Annotated in this window: 23 protein-coding genes, 1 riboswitch and 1 other annotated feature; of the genes, 15 read left to right on the top strand and 8 right to left on the bottom strand. The window is 55.5% G+C overall.

The window, feature by feature from the left end; genetic code table 11:
• Window positions 1-30: 30 nt before the first annotated feature.
• A riboswitch (cyclic di-GMP riboswitch) is annotated at window positions 31-124 on the bottom strand.
• A 294-nt stretch (window positions 125-418) separates the two neighbouring features.
• Complete coding sequence (locus PSTEL_RS05025) at window positions 419-739, bottom strand: DUF1569 domain-containing protein (RefSeq protein ID WP_052098198.1); 321 nt, start codon at window positions 737-739, stop codon at window positions 419-421.
• A 102-nt stretch (window positions 740-841) separates the two neighbouring features.
• Window positions 842-1,992, bottom strand: a protein-coding gene (locus tag PSTEL_RS05030; protein ID WP_281176753.1) for an IS3 family transposase whose coding sequence is annotated in 2 segments (ribosomal slippage) — window positions 842-1,737 and window positions 1,737-1,992 — 1,152 coding nt in all. Because the reading frame shifts where the segments join, the coding sequence is not laid out codon by codon here.
• Here PSTEL_RS05030 and PSTEL_RS05040 point away from each other — a divergent pair.
• Both PSTEL_RS05040 and PSTEL_RS05045 read left to right on the top strand, forming a co-directional pair.
• Window positions 1,991-2,326: a hypothetical protein gene (locus PSTEL_RS05040; RefSeq protein ID WP_169744538.1), complete on the top strand. Its 336-nt coding sequence runs from the start codon at window positions 1,991-1,993 to the stop codon at window positions 2,324-2,326. The two genes, PSTEL_RS05030 and PSTEL_RS05040, sit on opposite strands and share 2 nt — an antisense overlap.
• Entirely contained in the window at window positions 2,295-2,747 is a 453-nt protein-coding gene (locus tag PSTEL_RS05045; protein WP_169744539.1) for a hypothetical protein, read from the top strand. The genes PSTEL_RS05040 and PSTEL_RS05045 overlap by 32 nt, the downstream gene beginning before the upstream one ends.
• 10 nt (window positions 2,748-2,757) lie before the next feature.
• Here PSTEL_RS05045 and PSTEL_RS05050 read toward each other — a convergent pair whose 3' ends face one another.
• On the bottom strand, window positions 2,758-3,516 hold the full coding sequence (locus PSTEL_RS05050) for a GNAT family N-acetyltransferase (RefSeq protein WP_038693912.1): 759 nt from the start codon (window positions 3,514-3,516) through the stop codon (window positions 2,758-2,760).
• Between the two features lie 211 nt (window positions 3,517-3,727).
• Here PSTEL_RS05050 and PSTEL_RS05055 point away from each other — a divergent pair, with 211 nt between their 5' ends.
• The 6 genes from PSTEL_RS05055 to metG all read left to right on the top strand — a co-directional run bounded on the left by PSTEL_RS05055 (window position 3,728) and on the right by metG (window position 10,182).
• Window positions 3,728-3,934, top strand: coding sequence for a helix-turn-helix transcriptional regulator (locus PSTEL_RS05055; protein ID WP_038693913.1), 207 nt, complete (start codon window positions 3,728-3,730; stop codon window positions 3,932-3,934).
• Window positions 3,931-4,269, top strand: coding sequence for a hypothetical protein (locus tag PSTEL_RS05060; RefSeq protein WP_218917575.1), 339 nt, complete (start codon window positions 3,931-3,933; stop codon window positions 4,267-4,269). Before PSTEL_RS05055 ends, PSTEL_RS05060 begins: the two co-directional genes overlap by 4 nt.
• Window positions 4,270-4,428: 159 nt before the next feature.
• A complete protein-coding gene (locus PSTEL_RS05065) occupies window positions 4,429-5,082 on the top strand; it encodes a M48 family metallopeptidase (RefSeq protein ID WP_038693915.1) in 654 nt (217 codons plus the stop codon).
• 383 nt (window positions 5,083-5,465) lie between these two features.
• The gene (locus tag PSTEL_RS05070) at window positions 5,466-6,722 is read left to right on the top strand and encodes an FxLYD domain-containing protein (protein ID WP_156995788.1); all 1,257 of its coding nucleotides are present in this window, start codon (window positions 5,466-5,468) and stop codon (window positions 6,720-6,722) included.
• A 13-nt stretch (window positions 6,723-6,735) separates the two neighbouring features.
• Window positions 6,736-7,875: a S1C family serine protease gene (locus tag PSTEL_RS05075; protein ID WP_052098199.1), complete on the top strand. Its 1,140-nt coding sequence runs from the start codon at window positions 6,736-6,738 to the stop codon at window positions 7,873-7,875.
• Window positions 7,876-8,116: 241 nt separating this feature from the next.
• Window positions 8,117-8,383, top strand: a binding site (T-box leader).
• A gap of 134 nt (window positions 8,384-8,517) precedes the next feature.
• Window positions 8,518-10,182 carry a methionine--tRNA ligase gene (gene metG / locus PSTEL_RS05080; protein ID WP_038693917.1) on the top strand — a complete coding sequence of 555 codons (1,665 nt, stop codon included), beginning with the start codon at window positions 8,518-8,520 and terminating at the stop codon, window positions 10,180-10,182.
• Window positions 10,183-10,621: 439 nt separating this feature from the next.
• On the opposite strand, the gene PSTEL_RS05085 is transcribed toward metG, so the two are convergent.
• On the bottom strand, window positions 10,622-12,169 hold the full coding sequence (locus tag PSTEL_RS05085; protein ID WP_052099142.1) for an acetate--CoA ligase: 1,548 nt from the start codon (window positions 12,167-12,169) through the stop codon (window positions 10,622-10,624).
• A gap of 426 nt (window positions 12,170-12,595) precedes the next feature.
• Between PSTEL_RS05085 and PSTEL_RS05090 the strand changes: the two genes are divergently transcribed.
• From PSTEL_RS05090 to PSTEL_RS28675, 3 genes are all read left to right on the top strand, one after another.
• Window positions 12,596-14,578, top strand: coding sequence for an asparagine synthase-related protein (locus PSTEL_RS05090; protein WP_038693921.1), 1,983 nt, complete (start codon window positions 12,596-12,598; stop codon window positions 14,576-14,578).
• 10 nt (window positions 14,579-14,588) lie between these two features.
• Window positions 14,589-15,524 (top strand): hypothetical protein, encoded by a 936-nt coding sequence (locus PSTEL_RS05095; protein WP_038693922.1) that lies wholly within the window; start codon window positions 14,589-14,591, stop codon window positions 15,522-15,524.
• Window positions 15,525-15,710: 186 nt separating this feature from the next.
• Entirely contained in the window at window positions 15,711-15,839 is a 129-nt protein-coding gene (locus PSTEL_RS28675) for a hypothetical protein (RefSeq protein WP_281176757.1), read from the top strand.
• Between the two features lie 169 nt (window positions 15,840-16,008).
• Here PSTEL_RS28675 and PSTEL_RS05100 read toward each other — a convergent pair whose 3' ends face one another.
• The 4 genes from PSTEL_RS05100 to PSTEL_RS05115 form a co-directional block, all read right to left on the bottom strand.
• Window positions 16,009-17,712 (bottom strand): ABC transporter ATP-binding protein, encoded by a 1,704-nt coding sequence (locus PSTEL_RS05100; RefSeq protein WP_038693924.1) that lies wholly within the window; start codon window positions 17,710-17,712, stop codon window positions 16,009-16,011.
• 121 nt (window positions 17,713-17,833) lie between these two features.
• Window positions 17,834-18,163: a helix-turn-helix domain-containing protein gene (locus PSTEL_RS05105; protein WP_038693925.1), complete on the bottom strand. Its 330-nt coding sequence runs from the start codon at window positions 18,161-18,163 to the stop codon at window positions 17,834-17,836.
• A 42-nt stretch (window positions 18,164-18,205) separates the two neighbouring features.
• On the bottom strand, window positions 18,206-18,661 hold the full coding sequence (locus PSTEL_RS05110) for a lasso peptide biosynthesis B2 protein (RefSeq protein WP_038693926.1): 456 nt from the start codon (window positions 18,659-18,661) through the stop codon (window positions 18,206-18,208).
• 1 nt (window position 18,662) lies between these two features.
• On the bottom strand, window positions 18,663-18,959 hold the full coding sequence (locus PSTEL_RS05115; protein WP_038693928.1) for a lasso peptide biosynthesis PqqD family chaperone: 297 nt from the start codon (window positions 18,957-18,959) through the stop codon (window positions 18,663-18,665).
• Window positions 18,960-19,239: 280 nt separating this feature from the next.
• Between PSTEL_RS05115 and htpG the strand changes: the two genes are divergently transcribed.
• From htpG to PSTEL_RS05135, 4 genes are all read left to right on the top strand, one after another.
• Entirely contained in the window at window positions 19,240-21,120 is a 1,881-nt protein-coding gene (gene htpG, locus PSTEL_RS05120; RefSeq protein WP_038693930.1) for a molecular chaperone HtpG, read from the top strand.
• A gap of 229 nt (window positions 21,121-21,349) precedes the next feature.
• Entirely contained in the window at window positions 21,350-22,576 is a 1,227-nt protein-coding gene (locus PSTEL_RS05125; protein ID WP_052098200.1) for a nucleotidyltransferase domain-containing protein, read from the top strand.
• 366 nt (window positions 22,577-22,942) lie between these two features.
• Window positions 22,943-23,866: an ABC transporter ATP-binding protein gene (locus tag PSTEL_RS05130; protein WP_245625169.1), complete on the top strand. Its 924-nt coding sequence runs from the start codon at window positions 22,943-22,945 to the stop codon at window positions 23,864-23,866.
• Window positions 23,867-23,869: 3 nt separating this feature from the next.
• Window positions 23,870-24,982 (top strand): ABC transporter permease, encoded by a 1,113-nt coding sequence (locus PSTEL_RS05135; protein WP_038693934.1) that lies wholly within the window; start codon window positions 23,870-23,872, stop codon window positions 24,980-24,982.
• Window positions 24,983-25,171: the final 189 nt, after the last annotated feature.

Here is a 25,171-nt window from a genome sequence, read left to right on the forward strand (position 1 = left end):
TGCTGTTTAATTGCACAAAAAAACAAGCCCTTGAGCGGCCCGGCTGTCCTAACATCCCGCAGGGGATGAAGTAGACCCGTGGCTTTGCGTCTCCGACTTTCGTACGGATTTGCCTTGGTTCGGTACTTGGTTATTGGTCCTTAATGCCTGTATTCAACTGTCGTATGTATAGGACTCTTATCCTTAATATCGGATTAATATCCTGTTTAATTAATAAATACTAGATATTCCCGGAACAGGGGTATCCTGTTGGATGCCAAAGGCAATTCAGAGATGCTTCTGTACAACTACCTATGCAAATGAATCCTATGGACGCGGTATCCGGCATCTGAAATGCTTGAAATGCCATGCAGGACAGCGTCTGATTTTGCGCATAAAAAAGAAATCCCCCACAAGGGGGGACTACACAGGCCGAGCGTTACAACCCATTATTCAGAAAATGCGTTCTTGTACCAGAGATCGGTAGCTGTGCAGAGACGCTATCCGGAACATGGGCCGTCAGATCATGCTTCATAAACCCCTGCTTCAAAAATCGCTTGATCACCACGCGTCCGATTGTATTTCTCACCACTTTGGGCTTCATTTGCGGATAACCGGTCATGGAATATTCGATAGTCTGCGCGCAATGCGCCAGAATTTCATACACCGGCCATTGCTTGGTCTGAATGACGTCATATTCGTACATGTTCAGCAGCTCTTTATTCACATCTTGCAATGAAGTAAATGCCACCTTGCTCATAAGTAGAATCCTCCTAACTGCCGCGGCGCGGCGTTATCGCATTATTTTTCTAACCCACTTCTGTACCTCTGTCAATAGAGTAGACACGCAGAATCGAGAAAATCACACAGCATTTCGGTACATACGTTCGTATTCATTGGGTGTAAAATACCCAATCGCTGAATGGATTCGTTTTCCATTGTAGAAGCAGGTAATGTATTCAAAAATGCGTTTCTTGGCTTGCTTGCGTGTTGTGAATTTTTCCAAGTACACGAGTTCTTTCTTCAGCACACTGTGGAACGATTCGATACAAGCATTATCGTAGCAGTTCCCTTTTCGGCTCATACTGCCGTTCATCTTGTAGGTGCGCAGTCGTTCCTGGTAGTCGTGGGAAGCATACTGGCTGCCACGGTCGGAGTGATGCAGGACCTCTCCGCATGGTTGTTGCTGGCTGTAGGCTCGATCCAGTGCCGTTAACACCAGTTCTTTGGTCATCCGCTCGTCCATGTGAAACCCAATGATTTTACGGCTGTACAAATCCATTATACTTGCCAGATAGAGCCAGCCTTCATTCGTTGGAATGTACGTAATGTCAGCCACCCAGGCCTCATTTGGAGCGGACGGCCTAAACTGACGGTTCAACACGTTCTCATGAACAGGCAAGTTGTGCTTCGAATTCGTCGTGGCCTTGTATTTCTTCACCGTACGGGAGCGCAATCCCAGTTCCTTCATGATTCGGGCGACTAATTTCTCCGACACGGGTACGCCTTGCTTATGAAGCATTTTAGCGATTTTGGGACTTCCATATAACCGGCGGGATTCCAGAAAGATACGGCGGATATGCCGCTCCAGCTTGCGCCGTCGTTTTTCACGCTTGCTGACTTTTCGTTTCGTCCATTTGTAATAGCCGCTTCGGGACACTTCAAAGGCTTCGCACATCTTCGAGACTCGGCACTTGAAGCGATGATCGTGGATGAAGGCATAGATCAGCGCCGGTCTTTGGCGAAGTAGTGCATCGCCTTTTTTAAGATGTCGTTCTCCTCCTCCAGATCACGGATACGCTTTTGGAGGTCTCTCATTGCCTTGTCGTCAGCTTTCAGTTGCCCACTGCCTGGAAAAGCCTGTGCACCGTCTTGTTTGTATTCCGCCATCCAGCGGTACAAGGTGTTGTCGCTGATCCCCAACTCGCGAGCGACCTGTGCCACCGGCTTACCCTCTTCTTGGATCATCTGAATCGTTTGCAGTTTAAATTCTTTATCGTATTTTTTCGTCATGTTAGCACCTCGAATTTGGTTATGTTCATTCTACCCGATTCTCGGTTCTCCATGTCTACTTTTTAGCCTAACAGCAAATAGTTTTGGCCCTTCCTCTTACTGGATGAAAGGATTTGTGTATCTGGAGCCTGGTGTCGCTGAGAAATTCAAGGACTCTTATGCTTGGCGCGATGTAACGCTAAATCCATCAATGCAATTAGATACAGATGAGGGAAAAGAGCATTCTTGGGCATTTAATGAAGAGTTCAATGAATATGTGAAGTCTTCTGATTACATTGGGAAGTTTTATTTCGATGTCAGAAATGAGCTGGTTTACTTTGAAGTCGAAAAATAATTCTGCCGCAATTCGCTTAAGTAGTGAAGCTGAGGATGAAGAAAATGGGGGAAGTCCGGGGTTGAAGCGAATAGCAATATTGCTTGGTGTGTTCACGCTATTTGTTGTACTTACTCCCATTCTATTAAATTTCATTCCTATTAAGTTTGCGGTTAAGCTCGAAAACGTACAGCAAAATGTAGAGACCGGCAAATACATCTGTGTAACAGAGTCTAAATATGTGGTTGATACAGGATGGATTGCTGAAGTAACTATTAATCCGCATATAGTGAAGGACCTTCCCGTCAGGGTATCTGGAGATAGCCCTAACAACTATTTGTCTGAGAAAGACTTCGACCTAAACAAATGGGATATCATCTATCCGATCAATAGAGCATCGATTAGACAATACATAACGCCTAAGAGCTATCTCAACATCTGAATCCCCGTCGTCAGCCCAATGCTTGCGGAAGCTCCTTGACTCGATACCAGTATGTATAAACTTCGGAGAACCCGACTTTGGAGTAGAGCCGCAGCGCCGGCGCATTGTTCAGAACCACGGCCAGATAGCTGTGCGCGGCTCCGTTATCTTTTCCCCATTTCAGCAAATGCAAGAGCATCTGCTCGCCGAAGCCCCGATTTCGAAAGCTGGCATCCGTCACGATATCATACAGCCCGATGTAACCTCTCTCAAGCACCCCAAGACCGCAGGCGACAGCTTGTTCCCCGCAATTCAGCGATATGAACCCCGTTCTCGTCCGGATATTGCCTAACATCCGTTTCATCACGTTAATGTACTTGTCAGGAACCTCATTAATCCGGCAAAAAGCTTCCAGCCATTCGGCGGTGGGGCGCTCATAAATTTGGGCCGAAGCGTTCCCAGCGGGTTCGCGGATTTGATCCAGATTCAAGGTCCGGACGCTTGTGTGATCAATCAGGGAATAGCCTTGATCTGCCAGAATGTCATCCAGATTGGCAGGGTGGACAAAAGGCGTTATTTTGTAAATGGCGGGCAGCCGGTTCGAGAAGTAGAGGCTTTCGCACTCTTTGATCTTGGAACTCAAATCCTGGGTGGAAGGGTGAATCGGATTGATGGAGTTGGCCCGCTTGGTGTAACCGTCCGCGAAGCGCAGCACCCAGTTGTCGTATAGAAGGGTTGAGAGGGAAGGCCAGTTGTTCAGAGATAATTCTTCAATAAATCGGTAATCCAAGGATAATCACCGCCACTTTTTTTTGAATAATAATACGATATTATTAATAAAAATACAATTCATTTGATCGTATACATACAACGAGAAGGATGACTAAAGCAGGATATAAGCGTCTATTTGATGAACGAAATGGAAAGTAGGCTTTACATTGAGGGGGAACGTGGTATGATGGAATCGTGGAAAGGATACTTTCCATGTGAGGAGGGAGCTTTTGAAGAACAGGCTGGAGCAAATTCGCAAAGAGAAGGGAATTAAGCAGGAGGAGCTGGCGTCCGCGCTGGAAGTGTCCAGGCAGACTATAGGGTCTCTGGAGAACGGCAGATACAATCCGTCCATCCTGCTTGCCTTCAAAATCGCCAAATATTTCGGCATGAGCATTGAGGAGATATTTATTTACGAGGAGGAAGAATCGAGATGAGCAAACGCGCTTATTCGTTCGGAGCGGCTATTTTGGGGATTATCCTGCTTGCCTCGGGGCTGGTTGCGGTGAAGATTGATTTGCTGCCGGATGCCGCGCAGGCGCTTCCCTATGTGCTGGTCGGTATCGGCAGCGGCATGTTTGGACACGGGATGGGGGAGATCCTGCGTAAGCGGTCGCTTAAGAACCGGCCGGATCTGCAGAGGGAAATCGAGATCGCAGAGAAGGATGAACGCAACATTGCAGTTGGAAACCGGGCGAAGGCCAAAGCCTATGATGTGATGATATACGTGTTCGGCGCTTTGCTGCTTGCTTTTTGCGTTAATGGGTACTGATCTGGCGGAGATTCTGCTGCTGACAGCTTCTTATCTGTTCGTCGTGGGATATGGTGTCTTCTGCCGCGTCAAATACGAACGTGAAATGTAATTAGCGCATTTTTAACACAGATGTGTACATTCAGATAAGCCGATGGGGGATTCCCAGGGGAGGACATTATGAAAATCAACATCGGGGATCGAATCATTGAATTCCACGTCCAGTACGGCAAAGGCCGAAAAATTCTGCTTCATATCGACTCCACCGGCTTCATTACGGTAAAAGCGCCGAAGAATACCGAAGAGGAGACGATTCTGGAGGCTGTCGGCAGACATGCCTCCTATATTGCGGAGAAGCTGGATCAGCTGGAGAAGGCCAAGGATTTGTTCAAGGCCAAGGAGTATACCGAAGAGGGAAAGTTTCTGTACCTCGGCAGACCTTGCAGTCTGCGCGAGCTGATCGGTACGGATGAAGGAACAGAGGAGGAGCTGAGGGTACGGCTGAAGCGGTTTTATTTTGCCAGCTGCCGGAAGGTTGTCGAGGAACGGATTGGCGCGTACCAGAAGCAGTTGAAGGTGAAGCCGAAGTCGGTCGAAATCGTCGAATCCCGCACCAAATGGGGCAGCTGCAGCTCGGACAAGAAGCTGACCTTCAACTATTTGCTGGCCATGGCTCCGCCGCAGGTGATCGATTATGTCATCGTCCATGAGCTGTGCCACCTGCTCCATATGAATCACGACCGTTCGTTCTGGAGACGGGTGGGCGGCGTCATGCCCGACTATAAGGAGAAGGAAGCGTATCTGGCAAGGTTCGGAGGCGCTATGACGATGTAAGCTCTGCGGATCGACGCAGCGTTCTGATGTCCGCATATACACAGAGCAAGTACGCCCTGGAATAACGCAGTCAAATCGGCGAAAGGGAGATCATGCGAACTATGCCCGTGTGCGAAGAGCCGCCGCCGAAGTCTGGGAGCATGAGCCTGAATGGCTAACCGGGCTGAGAGAGCGTCTTGATATGCGGCTGAAAGGGAGATACGGCTTGGGTTGAGCTGATTTTTTTCCAGGCAGGCGGACTCAACGGGACCCACAATATGGTATAGTGAAAAATAACATGCCGGAAGACCCGGATCGCAAGGCTGATCCGGGTCTTCCGGCGGCATCCATATAATCGGCTGCAAGTTCGAGTAGCAGCATCAAGGGACTCTGGGGGGAGCAAGGTGTATTGTCATCAGTGCGGGGAGAAATGTGCCCCGGAACAGAAGGTATGCGGGAAATGCGGCGCCAGGCTGTTGACGGAGGAGGTTCGTCAGGCTGTGCTGGAGGTCGCTGCGGGAGCGGAAGCAGTCCGGAAACCGGGATCGTCGTTCATTCGCCCGGAGGCGGGGGGCGCGCGCTCCCCAAGGGAGCAGGCTCCCGTCAAGAAGCGCGGAGCCGGGCGGGTATTCCAGTGGGTGATTCCGCTTCTGCTGGCGGGATGTACGGCTCTTGGGCTCACGCTGCTGCATCAGCATGAGCAATCGGTGAACCTGGAGGTGCTGGCGCTGCAGCAGCAGGCCAAGACGGAGGCGCTGGCGGGCAAGTATGACTCCGCCGTCTCGCTCCTGGATCGCGCCGGGAATGCGCGGCCGGGCTATGCCGCGCTGGCCCGGGACCTGGAGCTTGCGGCGAAGGCCGCCCAGCTTCAGACCCGGCTGGACAGCGCCGCCGGACTTCTTAAGGCGAAGAAGCTGAGCGAAGGCGAGAAGGAGCTGAACGCGGTAGAAGGGCTGATCGGCAAGCGGGAGGAGCCGCTCTTCGCGCCGCTCAAGAAGGAGCTGGCGGCAGATCAGGTGCTGCTGACCGTGCTCAAAATCAAGAGCGAGCTGGACAAGCTGAGCACGGTCGACGCACTGGCCGCGAAGCTGGATACGCTGAAAGGGCTGTCCGGAACGGAGGCGGCTGCGGTGAAGAAGCAGATTATCGGCAAAATCGCCTCGATCAGCTATTCGGCGGCCGAGCAGAAGCTGCGGAAGAAGGATTTCGCTGGAGCGCTGGAGGAGGTCGACACGGGCCTCTCCTATGACGCGGACAATGAGAAGCTGACCGCGTACCGGAAGCAGGTCGAGGAAGCCAAGCGCGAGTTCGAGAAGGCCGAAGCAGAGCGCATTCAGCTTGCCCAGCAGCAGGCAGCGGAGGAGGACATGAAGAACCGGACGGCCGCTGTCGATGTGACCGGGCTTCAGGCGGTTCTGGATGAATACGGCGATCTGATGATCAGCGGAACGGCCACCAATAAGGCGACCCGGGCGATCTATTCGATCAGCGTCAATCTCTCCATTTACGACAGCTCGGGCGCGTATCTCGGAGAAACTTACGCCGATGTCTCGCCGTTCCGGCTGGAGCCGGGAGAATCGGGCAGTTTCTCGACATATTACTACGGGGTGTACGACCAGGCCACGGTATCGGTCGCTAATGCCACCTGGTATCTGGAATAGGAGGGCATGAGAGATGAGCAAGGGAACATGGATCAGCGCAGCCGCATGCCTGATTATTCTGGGATCGGGTACGGCTGGCGCCTATCTGATCCATCAATCCGCCGAGTCCAGCCTGGACGGACAGCCGCTGCTTGCCGCAGCCAAGACTTCTGCGCAGGACGATAAGGGGGCTGTGAAAGCTGCGGCCCCGAAGACACGCAAGGCCATTATTGAAGACAGCCAGAAACGGGTGGTCACGATTGAGAGCGGGGATGGACTGGGCTCGGGCTTCCTCTACAACAAGCAGGGCGACCTGCTCACCAACGCCCATGTCGTGTCCGGCTCCCGGGAGGTGACTGTGCGGACGCTGAATCATAAGGAATACAAGGGCCAGGTCATCGGCATCGGAACGGAGACGGATGTGGCGGTTGTCCGGGTTCCGGAGCTTAAGGAACTGGAGCCGCTGCCGCTGGCGGAAGGCTATAAAGCGGAGGCCGGTGACGAGATTTTGGCGCTCGGCAGTCCGCTTGGACTGGAGAACACGGTGACGACGGGAATCATCAGCGGCCTGAACCGGAGCTTCGATATTGATCCTTACACCTACAGCAATCTGTACCAGATTTCGGCTCCGATTACCCACGGCAACAGCGGGGGACCGCTGGTGAACGCAGAGACGGGCGAGGTGCTGGGCATCAACTCCGCCGCCGCTACGGAAGAGTCGGGCATCGGCTTCAGCATCCCGATTTCCAGCATCATCGCCCAGGCGCGGGAATGGTCCGCCCAGCCTATGTCCAAGCTGCCGGACGTGAGTGCCGGAGGCGAGGACGATGACGGCGGAGACGGGTACGCGGATGAGCGTGATATCGTGGCTTATTTTTACGAGAGTCTGAACACGGGCGACTATGTCTCCGCTTATTCACTGCTGGGCAGCGAGTGGCAGGGCAAGATCAGCTACGAGGATTTCCGCAGCGGTTATCTGAAGACGGGTTACATCACGCTGGGAACCTTGTCGCTGAAGAAGCTGGAGGATGGCGCTCAGGTGACTGTCGATATTACAGCCGAAGAGCGGAAGGACAGTGGCACCGTGTATCAGTCTTACAGCATGAATTATTCGGTCGGGTATGAGAACGGAGAACTGAAAATTCTGCACGGCAAGGGTGAAAAGATCAAGTAGCAGCCATTCGTTAGTTCGGAGCAGCCCGGCCGGCGTTGTTGATCCTCATGCGTGTGAGGCACGCTCCGGGAGGACCGTCGGAAAAGGCGAATCCGGAAAAGCCGAATCCGGTGAAGGCGGCGTGATCGGTGTATTTAAGGCAGTGTGATCGGCGTATTTAAGGCAGCGTGATTTAGGGGCGTGATGTAAGAGGTTGCGCTGATGAAGAGATGGACATATAATGCCCGTAACCTGACATATGCCAAAAGCTTTGAAGAGAAAGAGTACCAAGCGGATATCTTCCGACAGAGAGCCCCGGGAGCTGAGAAGGGGAGAAGAAGAGTCTTGGGAACATGGTCTCTGAGCTGCGCACCGAAGCCTTTTCAAGGGCCGTAGGCTGCGCCGGAACCCGCACCCGTTAACGTGCTAGGGTATAAGCGATAATTTTCGCCGTACCTGAAGAGGTGACCGCCGCAAGGCGGAAATGAAATTGGGTGGTACCGCGTGAGCTTAAGCTCTCGTCCCTTTGTGGGATGAGGGCTTTTTTGCGTTCGGGGGAGTTCGCTCAGTGCCGGAATTCGCTTCTAAGCAAGTCCCGCCGCTTGGCCGGGGGATTTGGCTTTGGTGTAGCCAGGGAATCATACATGGGAAGGATGAATGAACATGGGCAAAATATTCATCGGAGGCGCCTGGCCGTATGCCAACGGCTCGCTGCACCTCGGGAGGCTGGCCAGCGTGCTGCCCGGCGATGTGCTTGCGCGCTATTACCGGGCCAAAGGCGAGGAGGTGCTGTATGTGTCCGGCAGCGACTGCCACGGCACACCGGTCGCCGTCCAGGCAATGAAGGAGGGCGTAACTCCGGGAGTAATCGCGGACCGCTATCACCGGGAGTTCGCGGATTGCTTCGACCGGCTGGGATTCACCTACGATCTGTACACCCGGACCGATCAGGCGTTCCATCATCAGGTCGTACAGGAGCTGTTCCTCGGCCTGCATAAGGAAGGCAGGCTGTACAGGAAGACAGTCACGCAGACCTACTGCGAGACCGACCGCAGGTTTCTGCCCGACCGTTATGTGGAGGGCATCTGTCCCTTCTGCGGAAGCCGCGCCCGAGGCGATCAATGCGATGCCTGCTCGGCGCTGCTCGATCCCGCCGATCTGCTGGACCGGATCTGCAAAATTTGCGGGAATCCCCCGGCGGAGCGGCCGGCTGAGCATTTGTATCTGGAGCTGTCCTCGCTGCAGCAGGATCTGAAGGCCTATTCAGAAGGGCGCTCCGGGAACTGGGGAGACAATGCGGTCAAGCTGACTTCCCGTTATTTGAAGGAAGGCTTGCAGGACCGGGCAGCGACGCGGGATTTGGATTGGGGAGTGGACGTTCCGGTTCCGGGATTCCGGGACAAGAAGATTTATGTCTGGCTGGATGCCGTCATTGGTTATTTGTCGGCAAGCCGGCAATGGGCTGCGGAGAAGGGCGGGGACTGGGAGGCCTTCTGGCGGGACGGGGGCGAGCCGATCACCGCCTACTATGTCCACGGGAAAGATAATATCCCGTTTCACACGCTGATCTGGCCGGCGATTCTGTTAGGCTCCGGAGGGGGCTATCATCTGCCCGACCGGATCATATCCTGCGAGTATTTGACGCTGGAGGGCCAGAAGTTCTCCACGAGCCGGAACTGGGCCGTGTGGGTGCCCGATCTGCTAAGCCGGTATGATCCGGACTCCATCCGCTATTTCCTGCTGGCGAACGGGCCGGAGAAGCGGGATACGGATTTCTCCTGGCGGGAATTCATTTACAGCCATAACGGCGAGCTGCTGGGGGCATTCGGCAATTTCGTTAACCGGACGCTCGCGTTTCTGAACCGATCATTCGAAGGGCGTGTGCCGGCGGGAAAGCTTGGAGACGAATGGAGGCTTCGCCTGGAGCGGCTGTATACGGAGGCGGGAACACTGATCGAAGACGGCCATTTCAAACGGGCGCTGGAGCGTATTTTTGCCGTGGTGAGGGAAGGCAATCACTTTTTTGATGAGCAGCAGCCATGGGCTGTGCTGAAGGAAGACCGTGCGGCGTGCGGCGCCATTCTGTACGAATGTGTCCAGATTATCGCCAATTTCGCTAACCTGCTGGAGCCGTTCATTCCGTTCGCCTGCGGCCAAATCCGCCGCTTCCTGGCGCTTGGGGCTCCGAGCTGGCAGCTTGAACTCGTGCCTGCGGGGCGCGAAATTACAGAGCTGCGGCTGCTCTTCGAGCGGATCGATCCCGGGGTGATTGAGGAGGAGCGGGAACGGTTGAACGATCAGGCGGCGGCCGCAGAGCGTCAGGAGTGACAGGCGGATAGAGCAACTAAGCGAGGTGGCCGGACGCACCAGCCGGCTATCCGGCAGCTGACGCGAGGCGCGCATCTTGCCCGGCGCCCAGCCGCCCGGGCTACACCAGCTGGCCAGCCGGCTATCCGGCAGCTGACGCGAGGCGCGCAACTAGCCCTGCGCCCAGCCGCGTGGCACACCGGCTGCCCGGCCGCTATCAGGCGGCCGACGCGAGGCGCGCATCTTGCCCGGCGCCCAGCCGTCCGGGCTGCACCGGCTGCCCGGCTGTCTATCCGGCAGCTGACGCGAAGCGCGCAACTACCCGGCGCCCAGCCGCCCGGGCTACACCTCCGATTGCTAGGCGTCGCCAAAAGCAAAAGACCCCTGCACCGCATGCAAGCGGGCAGGGGTCTTTCAACCTTCAATCTCTCTCAGCGCAGATCAATTGAGCGCCCTGATCTTATCGTTTGGCCGCCCGTTCGCGTTCCCGCAGCTCGACCCGGCGGATTTTGCCGGAGCTTGTCTTGGGGAGATCGGAGATGAACTCGATTCTGCGCGGATACTTATACGGTGCGGTAATCTCCTTCGTATGGGCCTGGAGTTCCTTGGCCAATTCCGGTGTGCCTTCGCAGCCATCCTTCAGCACGATGAAGGCCTTGACCACATGGCCCCGGATTTCATCGGGGCTGGCGACGACGGCGCATTCCTTGACCAGCGGATGCTTCATCAGCGCTTCTTCCACCTCGAACGGGCCGATCGTATAGCCCGAGCTGATGATGATATCGTCGCCGCGGCCTTCGAACCAGAAATAGCCGTCCTCATCCTTCTCGGCCCGGTCGCCGGTAATGAAATACTCGCCGTGTACTGCAGCCGCCTTGCGCTCCGGGTCCTTGTAGTAGGTCTGGAACAGCGCCGGCATGTTCACATGGACGGCGATGTCGCCTACCTCTCCCGGAGGAAGCGGAACGCCGTTCTCATCCACGACCTCGATCATGCCCTCGGCGGTTGCTTTGCCCATCGAGCCGAGCCGGATTTCGGCATCCTTCAGCGTGCCGATGAGCAGCGTGCTCTCCGTCTGGCCGTAGCCGTCGCGGATCGTCAGGCTGAACATGCGCTGGAATTCATGGATGACCTCCTGATTCAGCGGCTCGCCGGCAGAGACGGCGGAGCGGAGGCGGGACAGGTCATAGCGGCCGAGTCCGTCGATCTTCGCCATCAGGCGGTATTCGGTCGGCGTACAGCACAGGACGTGGATATTCTGGTCCTGAATGAGCTGCAGATAGCGGTGCGGATGGAAGGAGCCGTGGTAGACGAAGCCGGTAGCGCCGTGGCCGAGCACGGACAGGAACGGGCTCCAGATCCATTTCTGCCAGCCGGGAGCGGCGGTCGCCCAGACCGTATCCTCCTCCCGGATATCAAGCCACATCGAGGTGATGCGCAGATGTGCGTACCCCCAGCCGTGTGTATGCACCACCGCTTTCGGATTGCCGGTCGTACCCGAAGTGTAAGCCAGAATCGCCATGTCGTCCCGGCCGGTGTCGGCGGTCGGATAGGAGCTGTCCCGGCCTTCCATCAGCGACTGCAGCGATGTCCAGCCGGCTTCCGCCTCGCCATCGTCCGGAGTGACGGACAGGCGGTAATCCAGCGCGGGCAGATCCTCAGCAATCTTGTTGACCTCGCCGGTTACCTCGGACCAGCAGATGACGGCCCGCGCCTCAGAATGGCGGAGACGGTAGGACAAGTCCTTCGCCCGCAGCATCTCCGAGGACGGGATGATGACCAGCCCGAGCTTCAGGCAGGCCAGATATATAACATAGGCGATGATGCGGCGGGGGACCATGACGAGCACCCGGTCGCCCTGGCGCAGCCCCAGCTCGGCAAGGCCGCCTGCAAGGCGGCCTGCAAGCTTCAGCAGCTCTCCGTACGTGATTTCCTCGTATTCGCCTTTATCGCTTAACCATTTCAGCGCAAGCTTCCCGGCGGGATGGCGTTCCATCTCCGACGTCATATTGTAGCGCTCCGGCGCGATCCATTGCTCTTTACCCAACTTGATCCATCTCCTATACACAAGCTATTCGTATTGCTCCCCTATTATAGCACGAACTCTTAGTACCTGATTCTAAAACCATAAAAGATTCCAATCCTTTTTACAGAAGAGGACGGCATATTTGGAAGCGGGTGGAAACCGTTCTTTATTAAGCACGGCAAAAATGGTAAATTAGACATACATACTGCCATAGGCAGCCGACAAGAATGAAATACATAGGGGGGCTCTGAACTTGGCTTTGACTAATATTCGAGGCATCCATAACGCTGCCCCTGCCGGGTCGCTGTTAATCCAGGATAGACGCAGGAATTTTGCCTTTTGATCCACCTAACCACCTGGGATCTAGCAACCTAGCATGCATCGGGGAAAAGAGAGGAGAAAGGGCAGATGGGTGCAATCAGCGGGATATGCGTTTTTGGAGGCGACCGGAAGGCTGTTTCGGCCGGCCCCGCGTTGTTCGGGCAACTGAAAATTTATTCGTTTCAGGGAACGGGCGAATGGACCGACGGGTCCGTTCATCTGGGCTGCGGCGTTTTCCATCATACGCCCGAATCGAAGCTGGAAGAACTGCCGGGAGAGAACGAAAGTGGCAGTCTGGTGCTTGCGGCCGACGCCATTATCGACAACCGCGCCGAACTGCTGGAGCAATTGGGGCTGGATGAGACGCAGGTTGTCACCGACGGCACTCTTATTCTGAAAGCGTATGAGAAATGGGGACATGCCTGCCCGAACCATTTGATCGGGGACTACGCTTTTGCCGTGTGGGACAAGGAACGGAGGGAGTTGTTTCTGGTCCGCGATGCCATGGGCTCAAGAACCCTCTATTATACTCAAGGCGCGGATTATTTCGCTTTTTGCACGGTGGAGAAGCCCTTGGTTGCGCTGCGCGGCGAGGAGGCGGAGCTGAACGAGAAGTGGATCGCGGATTTTCTGTCGATCGAAGGCATTCAGCATGAGACGGACCCTGAAGAAACCGTGTATCGGGACATTTACCAGCTTCCGCCCGCGCACACGGCCGTTGTCCGGGCGGGGGAATTCCTGAAGAACCGATATTGGGACCCGCTGAAGGACATCAAGCCGGTCCGTTTTGCCTCGGATGAAGAGTACGAAGAGGCCTTCAACCGGATCTTCAAGGAGGCGGTAGCCTGCCGCCTGCGCAGCGCTGGCGAGACGGGCATCTTCCTCAGCGGCGGAATGGATTCCGGCTCCATCGCCTGTGTTGCGGCCCCCCTGCTTGAGGCGCAGGGCAGGAAGCTGCATGGCTTCACCTCCGTCCCTGTGCCGGATTTTGACAAGAAGCCTCCTCGGATGCGGGTCTATAACGAAGCGCCGGAGGTGGATTTGATCGCCGAGGCTTATCCCAATGTGGAGATTACGTACAGCAGCTTCGCGGAGAAGAACTGTACAACCGACATTGACGAGCTGATCCGCATTTTCGAGCAGCCCTATAAAATTTTCCGGAACATGACCTGGTATCATTCCTTCCTGAAGCTGGCCGCGGAGCGGAACTGTACGGTGATGCTGAACGGGCAGAGCGGGAACAACACGATCTCTTACGGGAATTTCGCTGTTCATTTAATGACATTGTGGAAAAGGGGCAGGGCATTCTCGGCCGTCAGGGAGCTGCTGGGCTTCAGCCGGCTTGTGAACGAGCCGATCTCCAAAGTATTCAAAAGCGCGATTCCGGTCGTAACTCCCTACCGATTGAAGCTGTGGCGCAGCCGCAGGGAGCTTCGCGGCTACGACCGATTCCGGGGCGTGCCGGTCAATCGCTCGCTGGCCCGCAAGTGGAAGGTAGAGAGCCGTTTGGATGCCATCGGCACCAATGTGCCGGTTCAGCGTTATCCCGATTACCGGGAGGATTTGAAATCCAGAACGAGTCCGCTGCCGCTTGTGCATATCGGCGCAGTGGAGACGAAGCTCTCACTCGCGAACGGCATTACGATCCGTGACCCGTCCAGGGACCGGCGCGTCTTCGAATTCTGCATGGCGATCCCGTCCGGGCAGTTCGTGCGCCATGGCCAGGAGAGATATTTGCTACGCCGGGCTATGAAGGGCATATTGCCCGATCCGATCCGCCTGAATATCATCAAGAAGGGCCTTCAGAGCGCCGACTGGATTCATCGGCTCGTTCCGGAATGGCCGAGTTTGCTGGCGGAAGCCCGCAAGATTCTGGACAGGGAGGACAGCGAGCGCTATCTGGAGACAGAGCAGTTGAGAGAGCTTCTGGATGAAGTCAGCCGGGATGTGGCGAAAGTGGATGAGGACCGGGTGGCCTATATTCTGACTGCTGTGATCTTCGCCCGATTTGTCGACAGTTATAAGCGGGAGCGCATTTCCCGGCATACGAAACACTACATTCCCAGCTGAGGTGGTAGACATGCACGACCGCAATTCGGATGTTCAGAACCTGGAATTTCATTATAAAGCCTTCGGATGCAACATCGCTTCCGCCTTTCCCCTGGAAGGGCTGCTGCCGGCGGATGGAGTACCGGACGTATGGATCAGGGAAGGGAAGGTTCCCGTCCAGATTCCCGGCCCGGAGAATTCCCATGCCTATATTATGGTCGGCGAGGACGGCTTCGCCTTTCGCGTGCAGGATATCGGCTGCTTTCTGGTAAGGGGAGGACGGGAGATCATCGCGGAGCCAAGCGATGCTTGCGAGCCGGAGGCCCATACGCTGTTCATTCTGGGAACCTGCATGGGCGCGCTGCTCATGCAGCGGGGACTGCTCCCCATTCATGGCAGTGCTCTGGAGCTGGGGGGCCGGCATATCATTATTACGGGCTGCTCGGGAGCGGGCAAGTCAACGCTGGCCGCCGCTCTGAACAAACGGGGCAGCGCCTTTCTCGCCGACGATGTGGCGGCGCTGCGGGAAGATGCGGACGGCGCTTTCCGGATTCTCCCGGCTTTTCCCCGCCAGAAGCTGTGGCGGGATACGGCGGAGCGGATCTTCGGCGGCGTCGGGGATTTCACCCGGATTCCCGGAATCCGGGATAAGTACCATGTTCCGATGGAAGGCGGCTTCATCCGATCTCCCCAAAAGCTGGCTGCCCTGTTTGAACTGACGGCCTCTCCGGGTAATGAAGTAATGATCTCGGAGGTGAGGGGGCCGGGCAAGCTGATGACCATCATGCGCAATGTCTACCGGCCGGAGCTGATCGAATTCATGGGCAAGCGTCAGGAGCATTTCATGCGCTGCTCACGGCTCGGCGCGCAGCTTCCTGTATTTCATCTTGAGCGTCCGGAGCACGGTTTCTCGGTTGACGAGCAAATACAGGCCATGACTCAAAGGCTGAACGAAATCCGGGTTTGACACGATAATAGAAAGTAACAAAAAGAAACAGAAAAGACAGATTTAGAGAGAAACTGTTCTTTATAACGATCGAACTTCTTGATTTCTTCCAAAAAATCGTGTATTGTAGTTTACAAATATTGCCCACACTCAACGCATAGAATAAGGGCGATGGTCAATGTTTTATATTATCAGGAGGTGGAATACATGAAAGTTTGGGAAAAGCCGGAATTGAAAGAATTGAAGGTTAGCGGAACGGAATACGGAACTCAATTGAAAGCTGTTCCGGATGCAAGCTACAGCGACGGTAAGCATACCTGGTATTCCTTCTCCTAAGATCAGATTCATTCAACGGACAGAAGCCCCGGCGGTTCGCCCGGGGCTTTGAAATGCGGCAGGCCGGGCACTTCGGCGCTGTTCCTTCGGGAGCGGCGCCGAAGTGCCCGGCCTGTTTCATGTGCGGAGAGCCGAATGGACCGTATGCTGCCCGGGCTGCGGCCCCTGCCTACTCGCTGCGGACAGCCAGCTCCTTCTGCTCCCGGTACAGTCTGCCTTCGGACAATCTGTAAATGTGGTCGCATACGTCGAAGACAGACAGCCGATGGGTGATGGCGATGCAGGTGCGGCGCGGCTGGAAGCTTCGTATGTTCTGGAGAACCGCCCACTCCGTGTCCATATCGAGCGCCGAGGTGGCTTCGTCCAGCAGCAGAATCGGCGCGGGCCGCAGCAGCGCGCGGGCGATGGCGATGCGCTGGGCCTGGCCTTCGGACAGCCCGGAGCCATGCTCGCCGATCACGGTATGGAGGCCTTCGGGCAGCTTCTCTACGAAGCTCCGGGCGCAGGCGGCCTCCAGCGCGTCGTTCATCTCCTTCTCGGTGGCGGAGGGATGGCCTATCTTCAGATTATCCGCGATTGTGCCGGAGAACAGCGTGTTCCCCTGGGGCACATAGGAGAAATACGGCCGGGTATCGGCTGACAGCGCGATGCGCTCCCGGCCTAATGCGGTAAGGGAAATGTCGCCGTGACTCGGCTTGATCAGCGCGAGCAGCAGGCGCAGCAGCGTCGTCTTGCCCTCGCCGGACGTTCCGATCAGGGCGATCAGCTCGCCGGGCTGGATGGTCAGGGAGGCATCGGTCAGAATCGGCTTGCCTGGCTCATAGCTATAGGCGACATGATCCAGCCGCAGTCCGGTAACCCGGTCCGCAGGCATGGGAGGAATGGCCTTCTTGTTCTCCGGAGTCAGCTGCTGGAAGACGATCAGACGCTCGGCCGAGGTCACCATGGCGATCAGGATCGGGAAGGAGCGTGCCAGCCCCTCCAGCGGCCCCTGAATTTGCCCCACCAGCTGGAGGAAGGCGGTGAACATGCCGAAGCTGGCCGCTCCGGTGGAGATACGATAGGCTCCCCAGATGAAGGCGAGAAAGAACCCGAGCCGGTAGCCGGTACCCATCGTCAGATCGGCGGCGACGTTGAAGCGGGTGCGCTTCAGCACCCAGAACAGCCGGTTCTGCTGGGCGCCCCGGACTTTTTGCAGGCTGTCGTCTTCATGCTCAAAGGTTTTGACGATCAGAAAGTTCTGGATGCACTCATGCAGCAGCGAACGGTAACGGCTCTCCGCGGCCTGAATCTGATGCTGCATCTTCTTCAGCTTCCTTCCGATGAACCAGCTGATCACAACCGAGACGGGACCGAGCAGGAAGGCGAAGAGCGCCAGTGTTTTGTCAAAATACAGAAGGGTCAGAAACGCCGTGGCGAACTGGACGACAAGCGAGAGTATGCCGGGGAGCGTGGCGATCAGCCCATCGGTTACGCTGGCAACGTCGCTGGTGAGATGGGTCAGCAGATCGCCGCTGTGGTACCGTCCTACCGCCTTCCATTCCGTCTTGTACAGACGGTCCATGAAGTTCCGTTGAAGATCGTTGTTCATGGCCTCCTTCAGCTTAACAGTCCGCAGCGTGAGGAGGGAGGACAGCACGAGCTGGGCGATCATGATCAGGGCAAAAGAGACGGCGTACATCGCGCTCTGCTTCAGACTGTCATTCACCGCATGATCGATGACCTGCTTGGAGACGATGGCCTGGGCAGCGCCGCCCAGCGACAGAATGACGTTCAGCAGAATGATGACGGTGAGCGCGCTCCATTTTCCCTTCATGCACAGTTTAAGCCAGGCTATCACTTCGGTATTGAAGAGGGTCTTCAACTTGTTCATCCGGGTCGACTCCGATCTGTAAATGAATACAAAAATAAAGCCGTCTTTAGAGGCGAACCTGCGTAAAGATGCGGCTTTGGATGTCCGATTCTAATGCGGCAGGAGACGGGGAGCATCAAGCTCAGCGCCGTTCCATCTTCCATTTGTTGTACTCCAGGAAATCGCGGAACTCCCGCTTGCTGATTCCCGATCGCATCGCTTCCTGAACGAGTTCGTCCCATTCCTGGTCCGTCTGCTCCGCGCTTCCCCTGCGCTGCTCCGGCTGGAGGAACTCCTCCACCGGAATGCCGAGGACGGCTCCGACCTTCTCCAGAAATTGAATGGAGGGGTTCTGCTGGATGCCCCGTTCGATCGAGCTCAGGTACGATTTGGCTACTCCGGCCCGTTCGGACAGCTCGGTCAGGGAGTAGTTTTTCTTCTTGCGAAGCTGTTGAATCTTTTTACCGATCATGGCTAACCTCCGTCGCAACCGGACAAGCATGCGGCTTGGCGCTTACCGGTTATTCAAAGCGGATTTGGCGAATTTGTCGACCGTAACGAAACGGTCCATGACTTCAGCGCCGGAAATATAATAGGGGCCGCTGCGCAGCCAGGCATGCGCAATCAGCATTCCGTTCTCATCTTTGCCCGTTCCCAGATAGAGTGTGCTGTCGATTCCGCGACGCTCCAGCATTTTCATACCGGCGATGGCTCTGACCAGACATTTGCTCTGCCACGGCGTATATCTGCTGATCGTATTGATGGAATTTGCAATGTGATTCAGGAAGGCGAGATGCTGCGGATCGGCCTGCATCGCCGTCTCCTCTCCGCGTCTGCCGAGCTGAGGAGCTACTCTGGAGAACTTGTAGTAGAGCAGGGTGCGCGCCCAGCCGAGCAGAACAAAAGCTTCTATATAGAAGCGAAGCGTCGTCCTGTCGAGGCCGGCCAGACGTCTGATTTTTCTGACCATGTTATTTATCTCCGGATATGCGTATCAAATCTTCCTGCAGCAGATTCTGCAGAAAAGGAATGACGTCCTGTTCGCAAATTTCGAGGTCGATTTCGTAGCTCTTGCGGAGCTCCTCGACGATTTCCTTGACGGAACGCGGGGTTCCGATCAGCTCCCAAATATCGCCTCCAACCTGTCCCAGGTTGAAATATTTGCCCCGTTCGATGCTCAGCATGACCTTCTCCCCGTCCATATCGCTGACGATATTGCCCTCGCATTGTACCAGGACAGTGTCCATGGATAAACTCTTGGTCTTCATTCGTTAATCCACTCCTTATCTAGGGATAGGAAATCCTGCAACCGGGCAAAAACCGCGGAGCAACATATGTTCTTAATAAAGAACAACAATGATAAGTATAAATTAACATTCTGAAAAATGATTGTCAACCGCCCAAGGACACTCACGGCATTCGACTTTGGGATATTGACCTGGAAATCCAGATATGGTATATAAAAGTAGGGATTAGCACTCAGTGATGATGAGTGCTAATTATATGCGATATACGAAAATGAAAGATTGATTGGGAAGGAGACTAATCATGGCCAAGAAACAATTTCAGGCCGAATCCAAACGGCTGCTGGAGATGATGATCAATTCCATCTACACCCAGCGTGAAATTTTCCTGCGCGAACTGATTTCCAATTCCAGCGACGCCATCGACAAGATCTATTACAAGGCGCTGACCGACGATTCGCTGACGTTTAACAAAGAGGATTACTTCATTAGAATCACCGCCGATAAGGAGAACCGGACCCTGACTTTAACCGATACGGGCATCGGCATGACTCAGGAAGAGCTGGAGAACAATCTCGGCGTGATCGCCAAGAGCGGCTCGCTTGCCTTCAAGAAGGAGAACGAGGCGAAGGACGGCCACAACATTATCGGCCAGTTCGGCGTAGGCTTCTACTCCGCCTTCATGGTAGCGGATACGGTAACCGTCATCAGCCGCGCGCTCGGCAGCGACACCGCCTTCAAGTGGGAGTCCGAAGGAGCCGACGGCTACTCGATCGAGGCTGCGGAGAAGGATGCTATAGGCACCGACATTATCCTCAAAATCAAAGCCAATACGGAAGATGACAGCTACGACGAATTCCTGGAGGAATACCGTCTGCGCACGATCGTCAAGAAATACTCCGACTTCATCCGCTATCCGATCAAGATGGATGTCACACGGAGCAAGCCGAAGGAAGGAGCCGAGAACGAATACGAAGAGGTTAAGGAAGAGCAGACCGTCAACAGTATGGTTCCGATCTGGCGCAAGAACAAGAGTGAGCTTACAGATGAAGATTACGAGAACTTCTACCAGGAGAAGCGGTACGGCTTCGATAAGCCTCTGAAGCATATTCATATCAGCGCTGACGGTGCTGTCGTCTACAACGCGATTTTGTTCATTCCCGAGAATACGCCTTTCGACTACTATACGAAGGAATACGAGAAAGGCCTGGAGCTGTACTCGAACGGCGTCCTGATCATGAACAAATGCGGTGATCTGCTGCCTGACTATTTCAGCTTCGTCAAGGGTATGGTCGATTCCGAGGACCTGTCGCTGAACATTTCCCGCGAGCTGCTTCAGCATGACCGCCAGCTGAGCCTGATCGCCAAGAACATCAAGAACAAGATCAAGGGCGCGCTGCAGACGTTGCTGAAGGACGAGCGTGAGAAGTACGAAACGTTCTACCAGGCGTTTGGACGCGGTCTGAAGTTCGGTGTGTACAACAATTACGGTGCGGACAAGGATACGCTCCAGGATCTGCTGCTGTTCCACTCCTCGAAGGAGAAGAAGCTGGTCAGCCTGGACGAGTACGTCTCCGGAATGCCGGAGGACCAGAAGTATATTTATTATGCTTCCGGCGAATCCATCGAACGGATCGAGAAGCTGCCGCAGACGGAGCTTGTCGCCGACAAGGGCTATGAGATTCTGTACTTCACCGACGATATCGACGAATTCGCAATCAAGATGCTGATGAGCTACAAGGATAAGGAATTCCGTTCCGTTTCCGGCGGCGATCTCGGCATCGACCTGGACGAAGAGACGAAGGAAGCGGAGAACGCGGACAACGAGAACAAGGGTTTGTTCGAGTCGATGAAGGATATTCTTGGCGGCAAGGTCAAGAGCGTCAAGGCGTCCAAGCGTCTGAAGTCCCATCCGGTATGTCTGTCTGCAGAGGGCGATCTGTCGATCGAGATGGAGAAGACGCTGCGCGCGATGCCGAACGGCGGCGACGTCCAGGCCGACAAGGTACTGGAAATCAACGTGAATCACGATGTCTTCCATTCGCTTAAGAATGCGGCGGAGACCGACAAGGAGAAGCTCGCGCTGTACACGAATCTGCTGTTCAACCAGGCGCTGCTGATCGAAGGGCTGCCGGTCGGCGATCCTGTCGAGTTCACGAATGATATCTGCAAGATTATGGTGTAAAAGAGTGCATCCCGCTTCCGGCATATCGCCGGGGCGGGATTTTTTGATATTTGATATATGTAGGAATTGATATTGATTAACTTCTCCGTCGTTATCCTTAACCGTGAATGTAAGCAATTGACAAAAATCGGAGTCCGGTGGTACGCTCTCTTCAAACTTGAGGCATACGGGTAATCATTGTTTGAGAAGGACCTGTAGAATATGCTGCACCCGATGAAGGAGAGAGCCCATGACTGAGCGTTACGCCTTGAATCAGGAGGAACTATCCGAGGAACTGAAGCTTCTTCTGAAGCTGCTGCAATCGGACGCGGCATCCGAAGATAAGGTGGGGGAGCCGGAGATGTTGGCAGGCATTGACTGGAAGGTATTTATCCAGCTTGCCGTGCATCACCGGGTGTTTCCGTATATTTACCCGAGAATGAGCCTCCTCGGACCGGGGGTTCCGCCCGAAGCTGTTCAGGTGCTGCAGGCGGAATACCGGCGCAACACCGTTCAGATGCTTAAGCTTTGCGCGGAGATGAGGAAGCTGGCGGACGAACTGGCGGCGGCGGATATCCGTGCGCTCTTCCTGAAAGGCCCCGTTCTGGCCCAGGAGCTCTACGGCGACCTCTCGCTGCGCACTTCACGGGACCTTGATTTCGTTGTGCCGATCACTGGGCTGGAGAAGGCGGAGGCGCTGCTGGTCGCACAGGGCTACGTCAAGGAAGAAGAGTTCGAATCGATTCTGGGGGACTGGAAATGGAGGCAGCATCATACGACCTTCAACCATCCCGAGCGGAAGATCACGGCCGAGATCCATTGGCGGATGAATCCGGCGCCTTACCAAGAACCGGGCTTCGACGAGCTGTGGGAGCGTAGGAGAACGAGCGCTTTGCTGGGGCAGAATATCCACTTTCTTGGCGATGAGGATCTGTTCCTGTATTTGGCGGCGCACGGAGCGAGACATGGCTGGTCAAGGCTGAGATGGCTGCTCGACATCAGGCAGATGCTGCTTCGCGAACCTGACGCCGACCGGATAGTCCGGCTGCTCCAGCGTTATGATTACAGCGACGTGGGAGGCCAGACGCTGATTCTTGCGGCCGGGCCGCTGAACGCTCCGGTGGCTGCCGGCTTCACGGTCCTGACGCAGCGGCCTAAGGCGGCAAGGCTCGCGAACCTAGCCATGTTCTATATCGTGCGGACCGTCAATCTCCATCACCCGCCGCTTCCGCCTGGCGTAGATAGGCATTACAAGCGTTACCAGCCCGCCATCCTGCCCTTTAAGCAGCGGGTGATCTACGCTCTCGGCTTTCTGCATCCATATGCCGCCGATGCCAAGACCCTTCCGCTGCCCAAGGGTCTGTACTTCCTGTATTTCCCTCTTCGTCCGTTCCTGTGGGTATGGAGGAAGGCAACTGAGCGGCAGGAAGAAGCTCCGGCCGGCAGCGAGCAGCAGCCCAAGAAGCATACGGTATGAAGCGAAGTCCACCGTCCAGTCGGCTCCGGCGCTTCACTTGAAGGTCCGCTCTGGCCGATTCTCCGGCCAGAACGGACTTCTTCGTATTTCAGCCGATTCTCCGGCCAGAACGGACTTCTTCGTATTTCTTCCACTCCCCGGCCGAACCGGACTTTCCTGCGTGTTTCCGCTCATCGCGCGATTCGCATATTAAGCGATCCCGTTCATTTCGCGTTTCCTTCCATCATGGCCTCTCCAGACATCTGTCACCTACATCCCGGGACCTAGGGCAAAATCGGTTCAAGGACCGTCCCTGTTCCGGCGACCCCTGGCATATAATGGACCTGTGTCAAGAGAAACGGAGCTTGGGAGGGATACCGTTTGACGGTGCTTGAAGTCAATCAATTAAAGAAGGCGTTCGGTGAAGTGCGTGCGGTTGAAGACATCAGCTTCATGGTGAACCGGGGGGAGGTCTTCACCATTATCGGTCCGAACGGAGCGGGCAAAACGACGACGTTGGAAATGATCGAAGGCCTTCTGCCGCCCGATTCGGGAACAATAACCGTTTCGGGGTTGTCCTGGAGCCGGAATGCAGGCGAAATCAAGACGAAGATCGGCGTACAGCCGCAGTCGAGCGCGCTGTTCGATCTGCTGACCGCTGAGGAGAACCTGGATCTGTTCGCGTCCTTCTATCCGCGCAGCAAGCCGGTTGAAGAGGTGCTCGGCATGATCAATCTGACCGAGCACCGGAACAAGCGGGTTAAGTCAATGTCCGGCGGTCAGCGGCAGCGGCTGGCGATCGGTCTAGCGATGATCAACGATCCGGAGATCATTTTTCTGGACGAGCCGACAACCGGACTGGACCCTCAGGCCCGGCGGAATATTTGGGACATCGTGCTCCAGCTGAAGGAGATCGGGAAGACCGTTATTCTGACGACCCATTATATGGAGGAAGCGGAGAAGCTTAGCGACCGCGTCTGCATTGTGGATGCCGGCCGGGTCGTTACGCTCGACACCCCGGAGGCGCTGATCGGACGGCTTACCCGGGAGCGGGAGGTACGCCTCAGCTTTCTGGAGGGCGCGGACGCCGCTGCCCGGACAGAGGAAGCACTTCGGGGAGTGCCGGAGATTCTTCGGTTGGAGCGGGAAGGTGAGAAGCTGACCCTGTGGTCGCCGGAGCCGGAACAGGCGCTGTACATATTGCTTGGCTTCACGAAGGAGCAAGGCTTCCGGACCCAGCATGTATCGATTCGGGAAATGAGCCTGGAGGACGTATTCATCGCCTTCACGGGCAAGGAATGGAGGGACTGACCGATGAGCACAGGCACACAGTTGTGGAAGCTGTTCGTCGCCCAGCTCAAAACGATGTTCCGCGAGAAGGCCGTCTGGTTCTGGAATTTGTTCTTTCCAGTCATTCTGATGGTACTGTTCATGGTGATCTTTGGGGCCGGAAGCAGCGATGATTTCAAAGCCAAGGTCGCTCTGGTAAATCCGGCGGGGAGCGCCGGAGAATCTTTGGCTGCCGGACTTAAGCAAATCCCGGTCTTCGAGTGGAAATCCGATGCCCCGGTAAGCGCTAATCAGGCCGATGAATGGGTGAAAAAGAAAGATATTGACGCGGCCATCATTCTTCCGGAGAGCGGGACCGGAGACATCAAGCTGGTCGTGAACGCCGAGAACGCAAGCAGTGCGACGACTCAGGCGATCCGCGGCATCCTGGACCAATATACGACAAGCGCCAGCTTTAAAGCAGCCGGGGTGGAACCGGCCTATCATCTGCAGACCTCTTCTGTCACGAGCGCGGACCGGGAGCTTGGGAGCGCCGATTTTCTGCTGACGGGAATGATCGCTCTTTCGGTGGCCCAGGCCGGATTGTTCGGCATGGTGGATATGGTTGAGATCCGCAGATCCGGCCTGCTGAAGCGCCTGCGTATGACGCCTCTGCGGATGGGGCTGTACGGGATGGGAGGGATGCTGGTACGCTTCGTTCTCAGTTTTGTGCAGATCGTGCTGCTGACGGTGATCGGTGTGTACGGCTTTGGCGCCAGTCTCGATATCAACATCCCGGTGCTCATCATCGCCTTCTTCATCGGCGTTCTGGCGTTCAATGCAATCGGCTATCTGATCTCCTCCTTCAGCAAATCGATCGAATCCTATATGGGCGTCGCGAACTTGACGAGCTTCCTGATGATGTTCATCAGCGGCGTCTTCTTCGCCACCAGCAGTCTGCCGGATTGGCTTAAGCCGGTGACCCGCTTTATTCCGCTGACCTACTTCGTTGAGGGCATGCGGGACGGCATGGTGTACGGCTCGGGCATTACCAGCCCTGATTTCTGGAGCGGCATCGGAATTCTCGCCCTCTGGGGTGCCGTGGCCTTCGCGGTGGGCGCCATGTTCTACCGGAAGGGCAAGATTGAGGTACGCTAGAGCTGCAACCCAATGGCGTCCTGTCTGGACGCCATTATGACATGGACATTACTATTGAGTCCGTGAACCATGTGCTGAATGTCAGAAAGGATAAGCGTCCAATAACGCTTTTTACGAAATAAGTGATCAAAGGCACTTCCTTGGGGATGTGCTTTTTTTCTTGTGCAAGCCGCCCTTGTCAGCTGTGAA

Origin of the sequence: Paenibacillus stellifer, assembly GCF_000758685.1 — a bacterium.
GTDB classification, from domain to species: Bacteria; Bacillota; Bacilli; order Paenibacillales; family Paenibacillaceae; genus Paenibacillus_AQ; species Paenibacillus_AQ stellifer.

Bases quoted from the DNA above. Each gene is read 5' to 3' on its own strand.
- PSTEL_RS05025 (WP_052098198.1), bottom strand. From the start codon at position 739: ATGAGCAAGGTGGCATTTACTTCATTGCAAGATGTGAATAAAGAGCTG.
- PSTEL_RS05040 (WP_169744538.1), top strand. From the start codon at position 1,991: ATGTTAGCACCTCGAATTTGGTTATGTTCATTCTACCCGATTCTCGGT.
- PSTEL_RS05045 (WP_169744539.1), top strand. From the start codon at position 2,295: ATGAGCTGGTTTACTTTGAAGTCGAAAAATAATTCTGCCGCAATTCGC.
- PSTEL_RS05060 (WP_218917575.1), top strand. From the start codon at position 3,931: ATGAGCAAACGCGCTTATTCGTTCGGAGCGGCTATTTTGGGGATTATC.
- PSTEL_RS05065 (WP_038693915.1), top strand. From the start codon at position 4,429: ATGAAAATCAACATCGGGGATCGAATCATTGAATTCCACGTCCAGTAC.
- PSTEL_RS05075 (WP_052098199.1), top strand. From the start codon at position 6,736: ATGAGCAAGGGAACATGGATCAGCGCAGCCGCATGCCTGATTATTCTG.
- metG (WP_038693917.1), top strand. From the start codon at position 8,518: ATGGGCAAAATATTCATCGGAGGCGCCTGGCCGTATGCCAACGGCTCG.
- PSTEL_RS05085 (WP_052099142.1), bottom strand. From the start codon at position 12,169: ATGACGTCGGAGATGGAACGCCATCCCGCCGGGAAGCTTGCGCTGAAA.
- PSTEL_RS05090 (WP_038693921.1), top strand. From the start codon at position 12,596: ATGGGTGCAATCAGCGGGATATGCGTTTTTGGAGGCGACCGGAAGGCT.
- PSTEL_RS05095 (WP_038693922.1), top strand. From the start codon at position 14,589: ATGCACGACCGCAATTCGGATGTTCAGAACCTGGAATTTCATTATAAA.
- PSTEL_RS28675 (WP_281176757.1), top strand. From the start codon at position 15,711: ATGAAAGTTTGGGAAAAGCCGGAATTGAAAGAATTGAAGGTTAGCGGA.
- PSTEL_RS05100 (WP_038693924.1), bottom strand. From the start codon at position 17,712: ATGAACAAGTTGAAGACCCTCTTCAATACCGAAGTGATAGCCTGGCTT.
- PSTEL_RS05105 (WP_038693925.1), bottom strand. From the start codon at position 18,163: ATGATCGGTAAAAAGATTCAACAGCTTCGCAAGAAGAAAAACTACTCC.
- PSTEL_RS05110 (WP_038693926.1), bottom strand. From the start codon at position 18,661: ATGGTCAGAAAAATCAGACGTCTGGCCGGCCTCGACAGGACGACGCTT.
- PSTEL_RS05115 (WP_038693928.1), bottom strand. From the start codon at position 18,959: ATGAAGACCAAGAGTTTATCCATGGACACTGTCCTGGTACAATGCGAG.
- htpG (WP_038693930.1), top strand. From the start codon at position 19,240: ATGGCCAAGAAACAATTTCAGGCCGAATCCAAACGGCTGCTGGAGATG.
- PSTEL_RS05125 (WP_052098200.1), top strand. From the start codon at position 21,350: ATGACTGAGCGTTACGCCTTGAATCAGGAGGAACTATCCGAGGAACTG.
- PSTEL_RS05135 (WP_038693934.1), top strand. From the start codon at position 23,870: ATGAGCACAGGCACACAGTTGTGGAAGCTGTTCGTCGCCCAGCTCAAA.